Annotated in this window: 17 protein-coding genes and 1 pseudogene; 6 read left to right on the top strand and 12 right to left on the bottom strand. The window is 52.9% G+C overall.

Translation table 11 applies throughout. From position 1 onward, the window contains the following. Positions 1-414 precede the first annotated feature (414 nt). The 7 genes from otnC to ACR0MP_RS07175 are packed head-to-tail and all read right to left on the bottom strand — an operon-like array spanning position 415 to position 6,737. Complete coding sequence (gene otnC / locus ACR0MP_RS07205) at positions 415-1,056, bottom strand: 3-oxo-tetronate 4-phosphate decarboxylase (RefSeq protein ID WP_170408435.1); 642 nt, start codon at positions 1,054-1,056, stop codon at positions 415-417. Then, the gene (otnK, locus tag ACR0MP_RS07200) at positions 1,053-2,330 is read right to left on the bottom strand and encodes a 3-oxo-tetronate kinase (protein ID WP_170597193.1); all 1,278 of its coding nucleotides are present in this window, start codon (positions 2,328-2,330) and stop codon (positions 1,053-1,055) included. Before otnK ends, otnC begins: the two co-directional genes overlap by 4 nt. Further along, positions 2,324-3,124: an N-acyl homoserine lactonase family protein gene (locus tag ACR0MP_RS07195; RefSeq protein ID WP_170408437.1), complete on the bottom strand. Its 801-nt coding sequence runs from the start codon at positions 3,122-3,124 to the stop codon at positions 2,324-2,326. Before ACR0MP_RS07195 ends, otnK begins: the two co-directional genes overlap by 7 nt. Continuing rightward, a complete protein-coding gene (locus ACR0MP_RS07190) occupies positions 3,121-3,408 on the bottom strand; it encodes a putative quinol monooxygenase (RefSeq protein ID WP_170408438.1) in 288 nt (95 codons plus the stop codon). Before ACR0MP_RS07190 ends, ACR0MP_RS07195 begins: the two co-directional genes overlap by 4 nt. After that, positions 3,408-4,919 (bottom strand): tripartite tricarboxylate transporter permease, encoded by a 1,512-nt coding sequence (locus ACR0MP_RS07185; RefSeq protein ID WP_480886238.1) that lies wholly within the window; start codon positions 4,917-4,919, stop codon positions 3,408-3,410. The genes ACR0MP_RS07190 and ACR0MP_RS07185 overlap by 1 nt, the downstream gene beginning before the upstream one ends. A gap of 4 nt (positions 4,920-4,923) precedes the next feature. Next, entirely contained in the window at positions 4,924-5,673 is a 750-nt protein-coding gene (locus tag ACR0MP_RS07180) for a hypothetical protein (RefSeq protein ID WP_480886236.1), read from the bottom strand. Positions 5,674-5,729: 56 nt separating this feature from the next. Next, positions 5,730-6,737, bottom strand: a complete 1,008-nt coding sequence (locus ACR0MP_RS07175) for a tripartite tricarboxylate transporter substrate binding protein (RefSeq protein WP_170408440.1) — start codon at positions 6,735-6,737, stop codon at positions 5,730-5,732. A gap of 135 nt (positions 6,738-6,872) precedes the next feature. Between ACR0MP_RS07175 and ACR0MP_RS07170 the strand changes: the two genes are divergently transcribed. The 5 genes from ACR0MP_RS07170 (at position 6,873) to ACR0MP_RS07150 (ending at position 11,418) form a co-directional block, all read left to right on the top strand. Next, positions 6,873-7,961 carry an isocitrate/isopropylmalate dehydrogenase family protein gene (locus ACR0MP_RS07170; RefSeq protein ID WP_480886234.1) on the top strand — a complete coding sequence of 363 codons (1,089 nt, stop codon included), beginning with the start codon at positions 6,873-6,875 and terminating at the stop codon, positions 7,959-7,961. After that, positions 7,958-8,989: a Gfo/Idh/MocA family protein gene (locus tag ACR0MP_RS07165; RefSeq protein WP_480886232.1), complete on the top strand. Its 1,032-nt coding sequence runs from the start codon at positions 7,958-7,960 to the stop codon at positions 8,987-8,989. The genes ACR0MP_RS07170 and ACR0MP_RS07165 overlap by 4 nt, the downstream gene beginning before the upstream one ends. Next, positions 8,986-9,663, top strand: a complete 678-nt coding sequence (locus ACR0MP_RS07160) for a GntR family transcriptional regulator (RefSeq protein ID WP_170395106.1) — start codon at positions 8,986-8,988, stop codon at positions 9,661-9,663. Before ACR0MP_RS07165 ends, ACR0MP_RS07160 begins: the two co-directional genes overlap by 4 nt. Before the next feature lie 215 nt (positions 9,664-9,878). Further along, positions 9,879-10,979, top strand: a complete 1,101-nt coding sequence (locus tag ACR0MP_RS07155) for an Acg family FMN-binding oxidoreductase (protein WP_480886230.1) — start codon at positions 9,879-9,881, stop codon at positions 10,977-10,979. After that, the gene (locus tag ACR0MP_RS07150; RefSeq protein ID WP_170408445.1) at positions 10,969-11,418 is read left to right on the top strand and encodes a MarR family transcriptional regulator; all 450 of its coding nucleotides are present in this window, start codon (positions 10,969-10,971) and stop codon (positions 11,416-11,418) included. Before ACR0MP_RS07155 ends, ACR0MP_RS07150 begins: the two co-directional genes overlap by 11 nt. A 37-nt stretch (positions 11,419-11,455) precedes the next feature. Here ACR0MP_RS07150 and ACR0MP_RS07145 read toward each other — a convergent pair whose 3' ends face one another. After that, positions 11,456-12,319 carry a hypothetical protein gene (locus ACR0MP_RS07145; protein WP_480893719.1) on the bottom strand — a complete coding sequence of 288 codons (864 nt, stop codon included), beginning with the start codon at positions 12,317-12,319 and terminating at the stop codon, positions 11,456-11,458. 240 nt (positions 12,320-12,559) lie between these two features. On the opposite strand from ACR0MP_RS07145, the gene ACR0MP_RS07140 reads away from it, so the two are divergent. After that, on the top strand, positions 12,560-14,092 hold the full coding sequence (locus ACR0MP_RS07140; protein ID WP_170408446.1) for a phospholipase D family protein: 1,533 nt from the start codon (positions 12,560-12,562) through the stop codon (positions 14,090-14,092). A 351-nt stretch (positions 14,093-14,443) separates the two neighbouring features. Here the strand turns inward: ACR0MP_RS07140 and ACR0MP_RS07135 are convergent, their stop codons facing one another. From ACR0MP_RS07135 to ACR0MP_RS07120, 4 genes and pseudogenes are all read right to left on the bottom strand, one after another. Then, positions 14,444-15,616 (bottom strand): adenylate/guanylate cyclase domain-containing protein, encoded by a 1,173-nt coding sequence (locus ACR0MP_RS07135; protein ID WP_480886226.1) that lies wholly within the window; start codon positions 15,614-15,616, stop codon positions 14,444-14,446. A 266-nt stretch (positions 15,617-15,882) separates the two neighbouring features. After that, positions 15,883-16,104 (bottom strand): hypothetical protein, encoded by a 222-nt coding sequence (locus tag ACR0MP_RS07130; RefSeq protein WP_480886224.1) that lies wholly within the window; start codon positions 16,102-16,104, stop codon positions 15,883-15,885. A gap of 337 nt (positions 16,105-16,441) precedes the next feature. Continuing rightward, positions 16,442-16,589: pseudogene (locus ACR0MP_RS07125) on the bottom strand (integrase core domain-containing protein); the annotation flags it as partial. 75 nt (positions 16,590-16,664) lie between these two features. After that, the gene (locus tag ACR0MP_RS07120; protein ID WP_480886222.1) at positions 16,665-17,048 is read right to left on the bottom strand and encodes a nuclear transport factor 2 family protein; all 384 of its coding nucleotides are present in this window, start codon (positions 17,046-17,048) and stop codon (positions 16,665-16,667) included. Positions 17,049-17,189 lie beyond the last annotated feature (141 nt).

Here is a 17,189-nt window from a genome sequence, read left to right as displayed (position 1 = left end):
GGTCTCCCATCCGCCTGGATCATCTCATCACCGCCTGAGAGGCCTTCAACAATTACGCTACTTGTGGCTGTTTCGATTGCTGTTCCATCGACAAAGCATACGTAATTCATCTTGTTCGGATTGTTTGTGCTTATGCTGGCTAATGCAAGCGGAACGCCTTCTAGCAAGGCCCGGTCGTCGAAAAGAACCAGCTACTTGCCCCGCCATAATAGTCACCCGCTGTCGTCGATACCTCTAAAGGGTAGAGGACATAGTTATCAGTACCGTCTATAGTGGTGAACGTGGCCTTATAAAAAACTCGTTCTCCGCCAATCGTTTGCTGGGTTGTATCGCTTGAGATCTGCTGAGGTAAGTCACCGGATAACTTTGCACGATTTGCCCGATAGTTTGCACACGCACCATTTTGGTGCCAGATCAAATCCTTCCGAAAGTCTCTTTGAGTTCTGCGACTTGTTCTGCATCCAGTAGGCGGGTTGGCAGGCCGCGCAGTGTCACGAGCAGCTTGGCTGTTTCTTCTAACTCTTCTGCCGCACAGATCGCTGAGAAGAGGTCCTTTCCCGATACGACGGGTCCGTGATTGGCCAGCAGAACAGCACTATAATTGCCGTCCAGTTCACGGATCAAATCACCGGACGTCGGGTCGCCCGGCTTGACGTATGGAACCATTTTGACCGTGCCGACACGCATAACCACATATGGCGTAAGCGGTGGAATACAGTCGTCTGGATCGGTGTCTTCCAGACACGACAGTGCAGTGGCCCAGGTCGAATGCAGATGGACCACGGCGCCAGCTTCTGGCCGCGTCTCATAGAAGGCTTGGTGCAGAAAGACCTCCTTGGTCGGCTTGTCACCGGAGACGTGGTTGCCATCCAAATCAATCTTAGCGATGCGCTCGGGGTCGATATCGCCCAAGGTGGAATTGGTTGGTGTCATGAGGATGCCGTCGTGCAGACGTGCAGAGACGTTTCCAGCAGTGCCGACGGAGAATCCACGCGCAAACAGCGAGGCGCACAGCTCGGACATCTGTTGTCGCAGTACCTGTTCTTCAGAACTCATTTGCCTGCCTCCATCATTTTGAGCGCCCTAGCGAAAAAGTCCGGAGCGCCGAAGTTTCCAGACTTTAGAGCCAGCGCAATGGGTTCAGTTTTTCCAACGCTCAAGACTGGTACGCCCGGGTCGATCTCTGGCCCTAGTGACATGGCCGGTGATCCCAGTGCCTCAGAAACAGCCTTTGCGACAGCTCCCGACGTCTCCCCCCCTGCCACCACCAATCGCTTGTAGCCCTTTTGGACAAGTTCTCGGGCGGTAACTGCAAAGAGACTATCCAGTTTTTCTGCAACCGCTTCCCGACCGAATTGGTCTTGGATCGCCCGCACATCCTCCGGGCTTCCCGATGAATACGCTAGCGGTGCCTGACCTAAATGCGTTTCAAAGAAATCCAGAAGCGTTTGCATAGTCACATCCCCGGACATAACACCCGGAACGTCAATGGCGAAGGTCGGATGGGATTTCGCATGAACATCGATCTGACCACGGGTCGCACCTGAGCAAGACCCTGCAAGGATAGCGGCGGGCCCAGCGATACCTGTGAATACACTGCCACCTCTTTTGGACGAAGCTTTTCTGACGAAGTTCTTGGGTAGCCCCAGCGCTATCCCAGATCCCCCAGTAATGAGCTGGGCATCCTTCAGAGCCTCGCCCCAGGCCAGCAAATCCTCGTCCGAAATCGCATCACCGATCACAAAGCGTTCGTCGACGTTCCGCAAAGCAGTAGCAATCGCCTCTGGTCCTTGCGTCACGGCGTCAATTGAAACCAACCCAACCGCTTCTTGGGTCTGATATTGCAACCAACGCTTGATGTCGGCATCCGTCATCGGAGTAAGAGGGTGATTTTCCATCCCGGACTCGTTCAACAGCTTGCCGAACACAAATAGATGGCCGTGATAGATGGTGCGCCCCGTTGTCGGAAAGGCTGGACAGAAAACCACCTTTTGCGCGCCCAGTTCGTTGGCCAACGCTTCCGCAACCGGGCCGATATTTCCCTGCCTAGTGGAATCAAAAGTCGAGCAATACTTGAAGATGAACTGGCGGCATCCTTGATCTTTAAGCCATCGCAGGGCTCGCAGGCTGTCCGCAACAGCTTCTTCGACAGGTGCAGTGCGGCTCTTGAGTGAGACGACACCCGCTTCGATCTCTTTGTCGGCCGGGGTATCCGGAATACCTGGAAACTGCGCGGTTCTTAATCCACCTTCCGGCTCGACGCCCTTTGCCAAGGTGTTCGCAATGTCGCTCGCACCAGTGAAATCGTCCGCTATGACGCCGATTAGCATATTCTAATGTCCTTCGTCGGCCCAGGATCCAGCCTATGGATGTGCGGTGCTGCTCCGATGGGAAAAATCTCGCGCACAAGTGGATCATGGCCGGGCACGATAAGTCGAGGATGCGAGACTAACTTCTCGAGTGTCTCGAAACCATCCATCATGTCCTGCAGGTCGACGACGATGGGAAAAGCTTTTCGCGCCATGAAATTCTCGTAGTAATGCGAGGCATCCGAGGCCAGAACCATCCACCCGGCTGCTGTTCTTACACGAACACATTGCAACCCCCGCGAATGCCCGCCGATACAGTGTACGGTCACCCCATCTGCTATCTCGGCCTCTCCGTCGTAGAACACGACCTTGCCTGAATAGAGGCGCTTTACGACCTCGCAGATATGGCCCGCCGAGAAAGGCGCGCGTAAGTGGTCGTGGCACATGCAGGGACCTGTAGCGAAGGCCATTTCCGCCGATTGCATGTGCAACTTCGCATTTGGGAACATATGCAGCCCCCCAGCGTGGTCATAATGGAGATGGGTCACGATAACCTCGGTCACCGCTTCGGGCATGATGTCCAATGGGCGCAAAGCCTCGCGTGGGTCCATCACAATGGGACGTCCACGGGCGGCTGCCTCGTCGCTGTCGTATCCGGTATCGACCAGTATAACTTTGTTGCCACGCTTGAGCACCCAAACGAAATAGTCCATCGCGTGAGGTGCATCGTGATTGTCATCCAATATGAAGCTGTCGCGTCGAGTGCGGGCATTGCGATCCGCGTATTTCACGGCGTGAATTTCCCAATCGTTCATCGGATGACCTCGGAATACTGTTGAACAGTCTTGGTGGCGATCATATCAGCCACAGCCGTATCGAAGGACTGGAAATGCGCGCTTTCTAGGTGGGCGGAGAACGCCACGCTGTCATCATAAACCTCATAGAGAAAAACTGTCTCGGGATCGTCGCCGAGGCAAACGTCAAACTGCTGGCATCCGGGTTCTTCACGCAAAGAGGTTGAAGCGTTTTCGACCATTAGCGGCAAAAAGGTTTCTCTCGTACCGGGCTTGAGAGTGAAGGTGACGGTAACCACAAACATCAGACGGAAAGTCCTTTCAAACGTAAGAAAGCGCGCTTTGCCATGGGCAGTTGGCTGAGGATCAGACCAACGTTGAGCACAAGTAGAATGGCCGCACCGGGTCGCGAAAAGAAGACAGAAAGATCCCCGTCCGACAAGAACAGCGATCGGCGGAAAGTTTCGTCAAACAGGCTTCCCAGTATAACCCCAATGACCAATGGAGCGATTGGGTACTTCATCAGGTTCATAAAATAGGCGACGGCGCCGACACCAAGCATCAGGTAGAGATCATTGATGCCACCACCGACGCTGAAGGACCCGATTGTTGTCAGAACCATCACAACCGGCAAGAAGATGGTCTGCGGTATGGCGAGTATTTTGATAAAGACCCGAGCAGTGAACAGGCCCATCAAGAACATAGTCAGGGATGCCAGCACTAGGATTGCGACTACGCGCAGAATGATCTCGGGGTCTATCGTGGGGCCCGGGATCACGTTGTTGATCTTGAAAGCCCCCATCAAAGCCGCGGCGGGTGGCGAACCGGGAATGCCCAAAACCAAAAGCGGGATTAGCGCGCCCCCAATGCAGGCGTTGTTTGCTGTTTCAGAGCATAGCAGACCTTCCAATGAACCTTTTCCGAACTTGTCGCCCTCGGCAGATACGGTCTTGCCGACACCGTAGCTGACCCAACCGGCGACATCTTCGCCCACGCCAGGAAGCGCTCCCACCCCGGTCCCAATTACCCCTGAACGGCCTATGGTCGGCAGGTAGCGTCGAATAGAGCGAAGGTTTGGAAGAATACGGCCCTTCAGTGCCAGAACTTTCCCGGCTTCAACATGCCTTAGACCGTCGATGATTTGAGGTATCGCAAAAGCCCCCATCAAAACGGGCACAACCTGAATCCCGCTCAATAAGTAAGACCAGCCGAAAGTATAGCGCGGCTCAGACAGAAGCGGATCGAGCCCTACCATAGACATTGCAAGCCCGATCAGACCGGCGATCCATCCCTTGATCACCAGATCCTCGCTCATAAGTGTGCCAGATAGAAGGATGCCAAACAAAGCCAAGAGTGCTTTTTCCGGACTCGCGATGTTCTTCGAAACCAAAAGCAGTGCCCAGACAAAAATCAAAAGCGTGATCGTCCCGATAACCGTACCGATAAAGCTGGCCGTTGTGGTCAGACCAAGTGCTTCGCCCCCTCGACCTGCTTTGGCCAGAGGGTAGCCATCCATGGCCGTCGCCGCGCTGGCTGCTGTGCCAGGTATGTTCAGCAGAATAGACGGGTAAGAGCCGCCGTAAATCGCGCCGACATAGGCCCCGAGCAAAGCGATAAGCGAATAGTCCAATGGGATCTTGTTGCCGAAAAATCCCGTCAGGATCGTCACTGCCAGCGTTGCGGTCAGGCCGGGCAACGCGCCGAACGTGATGCCTAGGAACACGGAAGCAATCAAATACAGATAGGTCAGCGGGTCCACTGCCAGACCAACGAATGCGGTCCCAAACCCAGCCAGTTGCGAAAGGATAAAGTCCATCCGGTCAGTCTTTCCATAACGGACGAAGCGTCACGTAGTAGTGGTATTCGATTTGCTTGAAGATCAGCCCCCCGCGCGCGGGCACGTTCTGTCGGAAAATAAAGGCCATCGCGCAGACGAGGATCAGCGGGGCCAGTATTGCGACGACTGGCACAAACCGCAAAACGCGTTCGGAAGCCGATTTGATCAACACCACAAATGATAGCGAGACCCATAGGGCCAGTGTAAACCAATCATCACCGTGTGCATTCCATTCCGCCTGCGCGGGAAACACGGCGAACGCAAAAAGTCCGGCAGAGACAACTGCGATACAGGCTACCAAAGCACGCCGCGCGTGACCGCCGTAGTAGCCGTAAGTCAAAGCAGTAATCAGTAACCCCGAGCACAATATGAAGTCCACTCTGGGAACCAGTCCGACGACGTATGCAAGAAGGATCAGGCCTATTGTTGATGCTCGATAGGCTTCCCACTTATCCCATCCGATCCCCAAAGCCGTGAGCGCGTTTTGGGCTCCACCTGAGCGGATCGAAGTAGCCAACAAGACGAAGGACAACACAAGCAATCCACCGAAGATGAACAACGGTACAATTGCAGCCGAGTTGTACCAGTCCGACCCACTTACACCTGCGCGGTTTTCACCCCAAAGTGGGATGTCCAACGTTTTCCAAAGGAAAAAGACGGACACTGTTATTAGAACAATAGCAGCCCAGAAATCGCGGGTCCGCATGACCAGTGTTTCGTCGATTTTGTCCATGCCTGCCTCCTAGAGGAAAGGGCGCGATCAAACGCGCCCTTCCAAAATTGATCGGATTAGGGCTTCTCGATACCCAGCGAGGCTGGATCGACCGTGGCAGCGCCCAAATCTTGCAAGGTATAGGCAAAAGTAGCCTCAAGGTTCGCAAATAATTCTTGAGCTTCTTCGCCGTGTTGACCACCGACATCATAATTGTTTGCCTCAGCCCATTCAGCGACGGTATCGGATGCAATCGCCTGCTCGAACGCATCGCCGAGGGCCGCCTTCACATCATCTCCAGCCGAGCTGTGAACGGCAAATCCGATGGCTTGTTTTAGCGGCAGATACTTGTCGAGACCGTCATAGATGCTAAAGGCAGATGGCACTGTAGCTCCGGCAATCTGCGCATCTTCCGGTGTCAACATCGCAAGTGGCTTCAACTGTCCGCCTTCGATCAAAGGAGCTTGTTCAGCCAGCGAAGTCACAACCAACGCAACCTCACCTGCTATCGCCGCTTCCTGCCCGGGCGCTGAGCCTTTGTATGGAACAAACTTGAACTCTGCACCGGACCCTTTCTCGATGGCGAGAAGATTCAAGTGGTGGATCGAACCCGCGCCGGACGCGGCAGCGGGAATAGTGCCAGGAGCGGCTTTGGCAGCGTCGACCAGTTCTTCCAGAGTATTGTAAGGGCTGTCCGCCGGAACCGAGATCAGATCGGGTGATCCGCCAACAATAAACGGATACCAAAAGTCAAATTTCTTGTCCCAACCGCCCTGCACAGCAGCGGTGACGTTCGATTCAGACAGACCAACCAGTGTATAGCCATCGTCTGGTTGGTTCATGACGTAGACCATGCCGTTGGAGCCTGCGACCCCACCGGTTTGGTTAATCACATTGATCGAGACTGGAAGGTGTTTTTCCATTTCGGCCATGATCATTCGGTTGATCGTGTCCGTGCCGCCACCGGCCCCCCAGACCACAGCTGTGGTGATATCACGGTAAGGGTAATCCTGCGCGGTAGCAGCCCCTGAAATCCCGGTTGCAATCACGGCTGCAGCCGCCAACTGCCCTAACTTCAGTTTCATTTCCAAGTCCTCCCAAACATCTTTGCGTTTATTATTGCATTTATTTGCGTATACATTAAAGAATGCATTGTCAACGGACTGTAGCGAAAGCTGCTATCGCGCTATGAATGCGAAACTGGAAGGAAGCGGGCCAAGATGAAAAAGAACTACGATGTCGCGGTGTTCCACGGGGACGGGATCGGCCCGGAAATTATGGCCCCTACGCTTGAAATCCTGCGGCAGCTCTCCGGCAACAATCCCAGCTACGACCTAGCGTTTACAGACGCTCCAGCAGGCGCAGGCCACTACGCCAAAACTGGAGAATCGTTTCCGACTGGTTCACTTGAAACTGCACGCAAGGCAGATGCGATTCTGCTATCTGCAATGGGTTTGCCGGATGTTCGCTATCCTGATGGAACCGAGATTTCACCACAGATCGACCTGCGGAAGCAGCTCGGCCTTTTTGCCGGCGTGCGTCCGGTAAAGGTTAGCAGCGGACAAATGACCCCCTTGGCGCTGCCTCCCGGAAAAGAGATCGACTTTGTCTTGATTCGTGAAAGCACTGAAGGGTTGTTCTTCACTCAAGGCGCGGGGGAAGTCACCGAAGACGAGGCACGTGAAACCCTTTTGATCACGCGCGAGATATCTGAAAAGCTATTCCGGTTCACGTTTGAACTTGCCAAAAACCGAAAGGCTTCAGGGCGTGGCAAGGGGCGGGTTACCTGTGTCGACAAGGCCAATGTGTTCCGCGCCTTTGCATTCTTCAGATCGATGTTTGACGCTGAAGCCGCTCGCCATCCCAAATTGCGGGCAGACCATGCTTATGTTGATGCCACTGCGCTTTGGATGGTGCAGAAGCCTTGGGAATTCGATGTTTTGGTGACTGAAAACATGTTCGGCGACATCCTTTCTGACCTTGGCGCCGGCCTTATGGGCGGTCTTGGATTGGCTCCTTCAGCAGATATCGGGTTGAACCACGCCGTGTTCCAACCCTGTCACGGCTCTGCTCCGGACATTGCGGGACAAGACATTGCCAATCCTTTCGCGATGATCCTGTCTGCAGCAATGATGCTTGAATGGTTAGGGTTGACCCATAATCATCCAGAACTGTCCAAAGATGGCGAACGTTTACGGGAAGCCGTGGAAAAGGTGACTGAGAGCGGTCAAAACCTGACGCGTGACCTAGGTGGCACAGCAGGAACGCAGGAAGCAGCCTCATCGGTATTGGAAGCATTGCTGGCATGAATACTCAACAAGCCATCACGGTCGCGTGCGTAGGTGCGGGGTATTTCAGCAAGTTCCACTACGAAAGCTGGTCTCGAATGCCCGGAGCGGTTCCGATTGCATCCTGCAACCGTGACATCAAAAAGGCGAAAGAAACAGGATTGGCCGCTTACGATGATCTGTCAAAAATGCTGGAGGCGGAAAAACCAGATCTCGTGGACATCATCCTTCCACCTTTGGCGCAGGCCGATGCCATCCGAACGGCGTTGCGCTCTGGAATAAAGTGGTTGATCTGCCAAAAACCTTTCTGCATGTCGCTGCATGAAGCTGAGAAAATTGTTTCAGAGGCCGAAGCGGTAGGAGCAACTATTGTTGTACACGAGAACTTTCGCTTTCAACCTTGGTATCGCGCGATCAAAGAGGCGATGACCGAGGGTCGAATTGGTACACCTCTACAAGCTACTTTCCGGCTTCGGCCTGGCGACGGACAAGGACCACGCGCCTATCTTGACCGGCAGCCGTATTTTCAGGACATGCCACGTTTCCTGGTTCATGAAACAGCAGTTCACTGGGTAGACACATTCCGATTCTTGTTCGATGCGCCCAGCGCAGTTTATGCGGACTTGCGCCAAGTGAACCCCATTATCGCGGGTGAGGATGCCGGCTATATCCTGTTTGATCATCCCAACGGTTTGAAAGCTCTGTTCGATGGGAACAGGTGTCTTGACCACAGCGCCAAAAACCTGCGTCAAACTATGGGTGAAGCCCTCATTGAAGGAACAACAGGATCATTGGTTCTTAACGGCGATGGTTCAGTTGAACTCCGCGCTTTTGGAAAGCAGGCGCAGCAGCAAATTCTACCTCCAAGCGATCATAATGGATTTGGCGGCGATTGCGTCCACGCCTTGCAAAGTCACGTCGTTTCAGGCCTTGTAAAGGGCACGCCGCTGGAAAACACGGCTCGAGACTATTTGGACGTGATCCGCATCGAAGAGAGCATCTATCTCTCGGCTGCGGAGGGACGAAAGATCAACCTGGAGACGCCGTGAAGGGTCAAGACGCAAAAACTCTTTCCAATACGCAACGCGCCGTTAGGGATTTGCGGCAGATGATCCTGTCTGGCGAACTTGCAGCCGGAACTGACCACCTGGAGTCGGAACTCGCCGAAACCCTTGGTATGTCCCGCACCCCGATACGGGAAGCTGCGCTGATGTTGGAAAGCAAGGGGTTGTTGGAGATGCGGCCCCGCAAAGGCGTGCGGATACTGCCGGTTTCATCAGACGATATGCGTGAAATCTACGACATCCTGACGGAGCTCGAGAGCCTCGCTGCACAACGCGCTGCCGAAGCGGGTTATTCAGAAGATGAACTTTCGGTACTTGCTGGATCAATTGCGAAGATGGACCGAGCCATCGAAGCCGAAGATCTTGAAGCCTGGGCCGAGGCCGATGAGTTATTTCATCAAGAACTCGTTCGGTTGGGCGGCAACAAACGGGTCGAAGCGATTGTCGCCATGATGAGCGACCAGGTGCGCCGCGCGCGCGCAACGACCTTGTTCATCAGACCCCTGCCCGTCAAATCCAATGAAGATCATCGGGTTGTTTTCCAAGCGATTAGTGAAGGTCGTCCGGATGTCGCCCGTGAACGTCATCGAGAACACAGGCTGCAAGCCAAGGCTATGCTTTGCGAGATACTCGAAAAGCATCGGCTCAACAGCCTCTGATCTTCTCGTATCCGGTCGTTAGTCAACTAAAGTAACTGCTTATTTCCGGTACTAAAGGCGCTCCGAATACTTGTCGATAACGGCAACCCGCAGTTGCCTCCGGCTGCTCTGATTTTCTTTTTTCTAGTCGCTCAAACAATCACTGCATCGATTGGGGTTGAAATAGTACGATTTCGTATTAATTTAGTTCGATATCGTACTATTGGAGAGTCAAGATGCCAAACCGAAGACGTTTTCTCAAGATTCTAGGCGGAGGCACAATACTGGCGGCAACGGGCGCGGCTGGGTTTCTCACGACACGTACGCCCCATGAAGCTTTAGCTCCGTGGACGCCAAAACCGTATGATGACCCACGCAAGGCTGCTTTGTCCTACGCAATTCTCGCCCCCAATCCGCACAATTTGCAACCTTGGCTGATCGAGTTGGTTGGGCAAGACAAAGTGCGCATCCACCGTGATCCTGAACGTGAGCTTCCTGAAACCGATCCTTACCACCGCCAGCTCTATATTGGCCTCGGTGCATTTGTTGAGACGATGGTTCTAGCAGCAGGTGCACAGGGGTTTGATACAGAGGTCGAGTTACTGCCAGGTGGGAATGACGGACCTATCGCAGAAGCGATGTTTGTATCTGGCGGGGCATCCGATCCACTCTCAGATCAAATCCTCAACCGACATTCAAATAAAGAACCGTACACTGAACAGCGGCTCTCTGAGGCGGAAATATCGGTCCTTGAAAACTATGCCACTCTGATTTCCGATGAGGATCTAGTGGCCCGTATTCGAGACCTCACAAAACGCGCTTTTGAAATCGAAATGCGAACTCCACAGACCCTTAGAGAATCCGTCGACCTGATGCGGATCGGCAAAGCAGAAATCAACGCAAACCCAGACGGGATTGAACTGCGTGATCCCATGCTGGAAACGCTGCGACTTACTGGCCTATTGGACAACGAGACCCTGATGAACGTTGATCACCCAGGCACTCAGGCGCACATGCAAGACTACTTCGCTATGCTAGACGCGACACCGCAATACGCAGTCCTCGCGACAGCCACAAATACGCGAAGCGATCAACTTGATGCTGGACGTCAGTTGATGCGTTTCTACCTGAAGACAACCGAAATGGGCCTAGGCGTTCATCCTGTCAGCCAGGCCCTTCAGGAATATCCTGAGATGGCCGATGAATACGCTCTGGCGCATGAGATTCTTGCGTCACCGGACCACACGGTGCAAATGTTGCTGCGTTTGGGGTATGGACCTGAACCAATTGCCACACCCCGCTGGCCGCTGGAGACACGAATTCTGAATGAAGCCTGAAGATGAGACCACCGAAGTTTACCGATTCTTCACCGAGGTCGGGATCATCAATCAGTTGATCTCGACCAAGCTGGAAACGTTCTTGCCTGGTAGAATGACGGCGACTCAATTCGGAATTTTGGGCCATCTGGTACGGCGTCCCGAGGGTGAAACTCCACAGCAACTTTCGAACGCGTTTCAAGTGCCTAAAACTTCGATGACGCACATGCTCTCCAGTCTTGAAAATCATGACCTGATTACTCTTGAAGCCAACCCCAATGACAAGCGTTCGAAAATTGCTCGGCCTACACCGCAAGGCGCTGAGTTTTTGAAAACTTGTATGGAGCGGATGTCGGAATCCCTGGCTCCAGTTTTGTCCGAACTCGGGCCTGAACCATTCCATGAATCATTGCCTAATCTGACGCTCATACGCGAAACTTTGGACAGCGAGCGCGACTAGCCGAAACCTGCGCCAGCCGAAGCAAGCAACCAAATTTTCAGAACATCATGCAATCCGCGCCCGGCGGGAGCGGCGGCGATCCTTCAGGCAAAGTGGGCGTGTAGTCAAATGTCACAATCTTCGCGCCACCGTCGAATGCAACGAACAGTTGATTGGACCCCGGCCTAATGGCGAGGCCTTCTGGATCGGTTCCGAATTCTAACAAACTTTGCTGGGCGAGAAGTTGGCCATCTGCCGTGAACTCATACAGGCTGTTTGACCCTTCCCAGTCATCAACAATCAACATGTGGCCGGTACGCGGATCAATCGCGATCCCCTGCGCCTCACTCAAGGGAGGAGAGAGCTTCATGGTATCCAACCTCGCCGTCAATGCACCCTCTGAGGTGAACCACGACAACCGTTCGGGGTCATCCTCTACGGTCACGATCTGTCCCTTGGCGTTGATCGCAATTCCTTCCGTATCCGCGAAACCACCTTCCAATTCGAAGGGTGCTCCCAGGCGTGATCCGTCCTTGGTGACACGTTGAAGACTGCCGAGACCATCGCCCAGCAACAAGTGATCCCCTTCAACAGCAATTGCTTTGATCCGAAAGAGATCGCTGGATATACGGCGCAATTCATCACCTTGCAATGTAACGAGAATTGCCTCGGGCCCCTCGTTCGCAATCCACAACCCACAAAAGGTCGGATCGTAGTCAAGACTTGCGGGCTGATTAAGTTCATAACGCCCTGTTTCGCGAAGCTGCAATGCCGTGGCCGGGGTCGACACAGCAAAAATCAATAAGGCGGTGGTCCTCACAAACACTCTGCATGCTCCGAAAATCTGCGTCAAAACTGTGGGGCGGAATCGTAACACGTCAATGCTAAGAGCACCTAAACTTCCAAAATCAGAGAGCATCATTTTACCTGATCAGAGACTTATAACACGGAAACTGGTTACGAGCGGTGTGGTTCGACGCATCTGGGTTCTGCCATAGTCCGTTGGATCTAGGGGTGTGTCGAAATCGCAAACCAACAACATGGCGCTTGTGAGAGTTACGAAATCAACACTAGCGAACAAAACAACCTCAGGCTTCATAGAACAAACTTGCAATCGCGCGCTCGGGCGTAGTCACCTAGGGCATAGGGTTGGAGAAAGCCAATGGCGCTGTGGAAGTTCGTGATTAGTGTTTATTGCGCGCTGTTTCTTGTCGCTTGCGCTCCGAAAACCCGCACGTATGAAAAGACGGTATCAGCTGCGCTACCGGCAAATTCCAGCACGGCTCTGGGTCAGGCGGCCAATCGCCTTGGGGATCCTAAAGACGGTCGGTCAGGCATCAAGCTGATCAGTGATGGAGAAGAAGCGCTCGTATCACGGCTGCTGTTGGCCACTGCGGCCGAGCGAACGATAGACGCGCAATACTATCTTCTGCACGACGACCCAACCGGTCACCTGTTCGCTGCCAGTCTCTTGCAAGCGGCGGATCGGGGTGTTCGTGTTAGGCTGTTGTTGGATGATATGGATACGTCCGGCTACGACGCGATGACCGCTGCGTTGGACAATCACAAAAACATTGAAATAAGGCTGTTCAACCCGTTCTGGCGAGATCAGAGCCTTTTGATCGCGGGTCTGACTGATTTCAAACGCATCAATCGCAGAATGCACAACAAGTCCATGACAGCAGACAACGTGTTCACGATTGTAGGTGGGAGAAACATCGGTGCCGAGTATTTTTTGGCGCGGGAAGAAATGAACTATGCTGATCTGGATGTGCTGGCCGCAGGCCCAGTTGTACGCGAAGTGTCACGTAGCTTTGACGCTTACTGGAACAGCGAATTCGCTGTTCCGGCTCGCGTGGTTGTCGGAGAACCCGAAGAATTTGACCTGAGCGATGCGCGCAGCAGGTTGAATGAACTCGTCGAGGAAGCGAAGCAAACGCAGTACGGCGCAGCGCTCAGAAAGTCGGCAAAAGAGAACTTCGCGGATGGTGCCCTGTTACTGGATTGGCTGCCAGCGAAACTTTATGCTGATCCGCCTTCAAAGGCCGCGGGCCTCGAAAACTCAGGTCCCGTTCTTGCATCTCAATTGCTTCCGTACTTTGAGAATGCCAGCAGTGAAGTGAACATCGTGTCCGCCTACTTCGTGCCGCGCAACAACGGTGTGAAATGGCTGACCGAACTCGAGAACCGTGGGGTCGACGTAAAGGTTGTAACCAACTCACTTGCATCTAACGACGTCGCACCCGTTTACGCACACTACGCCAAGAAACGCCGAGCACTGCTACGCGGTGGAGTAGAACTCTACGAGCTGCGACCCGACGCTTATCAAGTCCAGCGCCGCGGTATTAACTGGGCTCAATCCAGGTCAGGCCTGCACTCCAAGGCATTTGCAATTGATGACCAGTACTTGTTCGTGGGTTCATTCAACTGGGATCCGCGATCTGTCAACATCAACACCGAGATGGGAATTCTGATTGACTCTCCAGCGTTGACTGCGCAGACGATGGGAGCCTTGGACGACGCACTACCCGCATACACATATAACGTGACGCTCGAGCAAGCTGGCCAGCTTAAATGGACGACAAGAGCCAATGATGGCACCATTCTTGAGTACCAATTCGAGCCGACAGGATCGGCCTGGGATCACATAGTTGCCGGGCTATTAAGTATTTTACCAATTGGGTCCCAGCTTTAGGTTTCTGCAAACTACTTGATCGCTTGGCCGTCACCGGCGCCTGCGAAGATGGCAGCAAAAAAGAAATAGGACATCAGTCGCAGATATTTCCCAATATCTAATTCTTAATTCAGACTAGATATTCATTTTATCAACTGCTGGCGGGAAAATGCCTGCTACCAAAGTCAATGGCCATGTTCATCATTCCAGGGAAGCTGAACGACAACGGGCAAGTCCCGTTTTCCGGTTACTCTAACAGTTACGTTCAGCTTGCCGTGCCTTAGTGGATTTTTGCGCTTTGTGTTTCATTTCTAGCGATCATCTAATTTCGTAAGATGCCGAAGGTAGATTGTTTTGAATAACTATAGCTGACTATTGTGCATCTTCAGTGAGAAAGAACAACTCAATGGGCTGCGCAAGGCCACGTATTTCGTGATTCCCACAGCTAACGAACATGTTCGGAGCAGCACTTGCAACGGCTGACGTCGCCAACACTCTCCGACCAGTTGATTTTGTTAAACCTTCAATTCGGCTTGCAACGTTCACCGCCCCGCCCAGAACTGTGAAATCAAGCCTGCCGGGGCTGCCGATATTACCATAGCTGACCTGCCCGACGTTAATTCCAATACCAACATCCAAAGGCGGTTTTTGAAACCCGTCTCGTCTGGTGTTGAGAGCGTTCAAACCACTCAGCACACTCTGCGCTGCAAGAGCCGCCATTCTGCAGCGGTCGGCATGGTCTTTTTGCGCTTCAATAGTAAAGATCGACAGGATGCCATCGCCCATGAACTTGAGGACGTCTCCACCGTTGTCCTCTACGGCTTTAACCACCAGATCAAAATAGTCGCTAAGCGTGTCGAAGATATCTTCTTCCGGAGAGGTCTCGGAAAGTGCTGTAAAGCCTCGCAGATCAGAGAACATCACCACGGCATCCAAAGTTGTTCGCTCTCCGCGCTTTATATTGCCGCTCCAGACGGCCTCGGAAGGTCCATCTCCTAAATAAGTTCGAAGCAGACCTTTAGACGATTTTCGCATCGTGACAGGTTCCAAGGCAGAAGAAAGGGCCGGTAAGGCCGCTTCAATCAGCCTAAGATGTTCGGGCGAGAATCCATCCTTTGCCTGAGTAACGAACGTACATCCATGCAGCGATCCATCGCCGTAATAGAGCAAAGTAGCGTAGTAGTCTGTGCCGCCCTGCTCTGCAAATTCAAGATAGGATGAATGCTCTGTTTCCAAGTCCAGTCGCCGAAGACTTTTGTGAAGTGGCTTTCTGTTCGCAAGAATATACTCGAATGAACTCCCGACATAACCATCTGTCAACATCGTCTCATGCGTGACGTCGTAGCTGTCGGTGCCTTCAGGCGTCCAAACTACCCCCCAGGCAATAAGCAATGGGTTGGCAAAGCGCTGGCCAATGTTTGCCCGCCATAGCGGCACTCCGGCTTCGATCAAGGAGGAACAAAACTGTGACACCACCTTTACAGGATCACCGGAGCGACGACCTTCTGTAATCATCCATTCGGTCAGTCGAGTGACTTCTTCCATGGACCCAATTTAGTCGCTTGGAAACGATGAGCAAAGACAATTGGATTGGCAATGTCGGTTGCTGTTGTTGAGCAGCCTGATCAGACCTGTCCAAATTGATGCTCGGGCATCAAAGGAATGTATTCCATCGGGAAGATGGTTTGTAAATTTAGATCCCGCGCGGTTCCAAACAGACCTATTTGAAGATTGCAGCCCTCTCTTGGGAAACCTTCAATAGAAACCAATCTCGCTGACATCTACGCGGGCCTCGTGATCTCTCCCGTAGGCTACAACTCCAACTGAGGTGATTTCGTCAGCAACGGGAATACCTTCGCAACCCGACCTGCATTAGTTGGTGCTATTTCGACTTGTTCCGCTTCAACCCGCCCGTTTCCTTGCACAAATCCGACCGGCAATTCATCGCCATCCTCGGCAACAACGGCATACAGCAACGCACCAGCAAATACTAAACCAGCCAAAATAAGAAAAACCGATAGGTTTTTGGTCATAGCGTTTCACCTGAAACAGGGTTTCTGACGCAGAGTTTAGTGTCTCAAAAGACTCAAAGCCTTGTTTTGGATCAAAACCGATCCGGGCACCTCAGTTCCAAGCAATTGTTTGTATAAACACCGGTTTGGGTGTTGCACGCTCTTTCGCGATAGGTCGGAAGAAGTAGACGTGAAGCGTTTTTGCTATCAGTTTGGTATTGAAGAGGGTTGTTCTAGCACGCAATTGCAGTCGCGACTGACCTGCTGCGCAATACAGCGAAAGGAAACACGATGACCAAAACACTGAGAGCGTGCTTGTCTTTGTGAGCAGCCTCGTCTGACTGGTCCAAGTTGATTGTTAGTGCCTCATCGGCCTGTGATCCATTGGGATGATGGTCTCGGGCGCTGGCGGGCGATAGTCCAGTGCACTGCGGGGGCCGCTTTGTGTTGTAGTGTCTCCTCCATTGTTCGATCAGAGTTTGAGCTTCGTGTAGGCTGTAGAAGACTTATACCCTTGGACCTTGGTGGTTTAGCTGACAGGAGCTTTCGAAGTTCCATGCACCGCTGTCAGAACGACGAAGTCAAAACATACCATTGTCATTCTCGCTGTTTGCCGGAACCTCCTGAAGAACGTCCCAGTGCTCGACAACCTTCCCATCGACATCCAGGCGAAAAATATCGATCCCTGCGTACTCGAGACCATCGGGCCAGATTTGATGGCAATGCAGAATAACGTGATCGCCTTCGGCAAACGCACGTTTGATGTCCACACGCTTTCCCGGGTATTCGGCGGCCATGCGCTCGAAATATTCGATAAAAGCTTGCTTGCCGTCGCCAACATGCGGGTTGTGCTGCGTATAGGTTTCCCCAACAAAGATTTCTATGGCCTCGGCAGGTCGACACTCGTTGAACATCATTTCGTAGAAAGCGATGACGTTTTTCTTGTTTGTTTTGAGGTCCGGCATACTGATCTCCAAATCGACGTTTGCACCGCCCAAAAAATGTTGTCCCACGCAAGTCTTGGAAGCAACCCGGCAAGGACCTCATTCCCTAATCGGCAAGAAGTTACCGGCTTGATTTTGCGTTGCGACTAATTCGCGGGTTAG

The organism is Ruegeria sp. K3 (assembly GCF_056531845.1).
The sequence above is the reverse complement of the archived record's forward strand: the minus strand, read 5'-3'. Positions and strand labels throughout refer to the sequence as shown.

Excerpts from the sequence above, each read along its gene's own strand:
- ACR0MP_RS07170 (WP_480886234.1), top strand. The coding sequence starts at position 6,873 with ATGAAAAAGAACTACGATGTCGCGGTGTTCCACGGGGACGGGATCGGC.
- ACR0MP_RS07140 (WP_170408446.1), top strand. The coding sequence starts at position 12,560 with ATGGCGCTGTGGAAGTTCGTGATTAGTGTTTATTGCGCGCTGTTTCTT.
- ACR0MP_RS07135 (WP_480886226.1), bottom strand. The coding sequence starts at position 15,616 with ATGGAAGAAGTCACTCGACTGACCGAATGGATGATTACAGAAGGTCGT.
- ACR0MP_RS07165 (WP_480886232.1), top strand. The coding sequence starts at position 7,958 with ATGAATACTCAACAAGCCATCACGGTCGCGTGCGTAGGTGCGGGGTAT.
- ACR0MP_RS07145 (WP_480893719.1), bottom strand. The coding sequence starts at position 12,319 with ATGATGCTCTCTGATTTTGGAAGTTTAGGTGCTCTTAGCATTGACGTG.
- ACR0MP_RS07180 (WP_480886236.1), bottom strand. The coding sequence starts at position 5,673 with ATGGACAAAATCGACGAAACACTGGTCATGCGGACCCGCGATTTCTGG.
- ACR0MP_RS07120 (WP_480886222.1), bottom strand. The coding sequence starts at position 17,048 with ATGCCGGACCTCAAAACAAACAAGAAAAACGTCATCGCTTTCTACGAA.
- ACR0MP_RS07195 (WP_170408437.1), bottom strand. The coding sequence starts at position 3,124 with ATGAACGATTGGGAAATTCACGCCGTGAAATACGCGGATCGCAATGCC.
- otnC (WP_170408435.1), bottom strand. The coding sequence starts at position 1,056 with ATGAGTTCTGAAGAACAGGTACTGCGACAACAGATGTCCGAGCTGTGC.
- ACR0MP_RS07185 (WP_480886238.1), bottom strand. The coding sequence starts at position 4,919 with ATGGACTTTATCCTTTCGCAACTGGCTGGGTTTGGGACCGCATTCGTT.
- ACR0MP_RS07175 (WP_170408440.1), bottom strand. The coding sequence starts at position 6,737 with ATGAAACTGAAGTTAGGGCAGTTGGCGGCTGCAGCCGTGATTGCAACC.
- otnK (WP_170597193.1), bottom strand. The coding sequence starts at position 2,330 with ATGCTAATCGGCGTCATAGCGGACGATTTCACTGGTGCGAGCGACATT.
- ACR0MP_RS07150 (WP_170408445.1), top strand. The coding sequence starts at position 10,969 with ATGAAGCCTGAAGATGAGACCACCGAAGTTTACCGATTCTTCACCGAG.
- ACR0MP_RS07155 (WP_480886230.1), top strand. The coding sequence starts at position 9,879 with ATGCCAAACCGAAGACGTTTTCTCAAGATTCTAGGCGGAGGCACAATA.
- ACR0MP_RS07190 (WP_170408438.1), bottom strand. The coding sequence starts at position 3,408 with ATGTTTGTGGTTACCGTCACCTTCACTCTCAAGCCCGGTACGAGAGAA.
- ACR0MP_RS07130 (WP_480886224.1), bottom strand. The coding sequence starts at position 16,104 with ATGACCAAAAACCTATCGGTTTTTCTTATTTTGGCTGGTTTAGTATTT.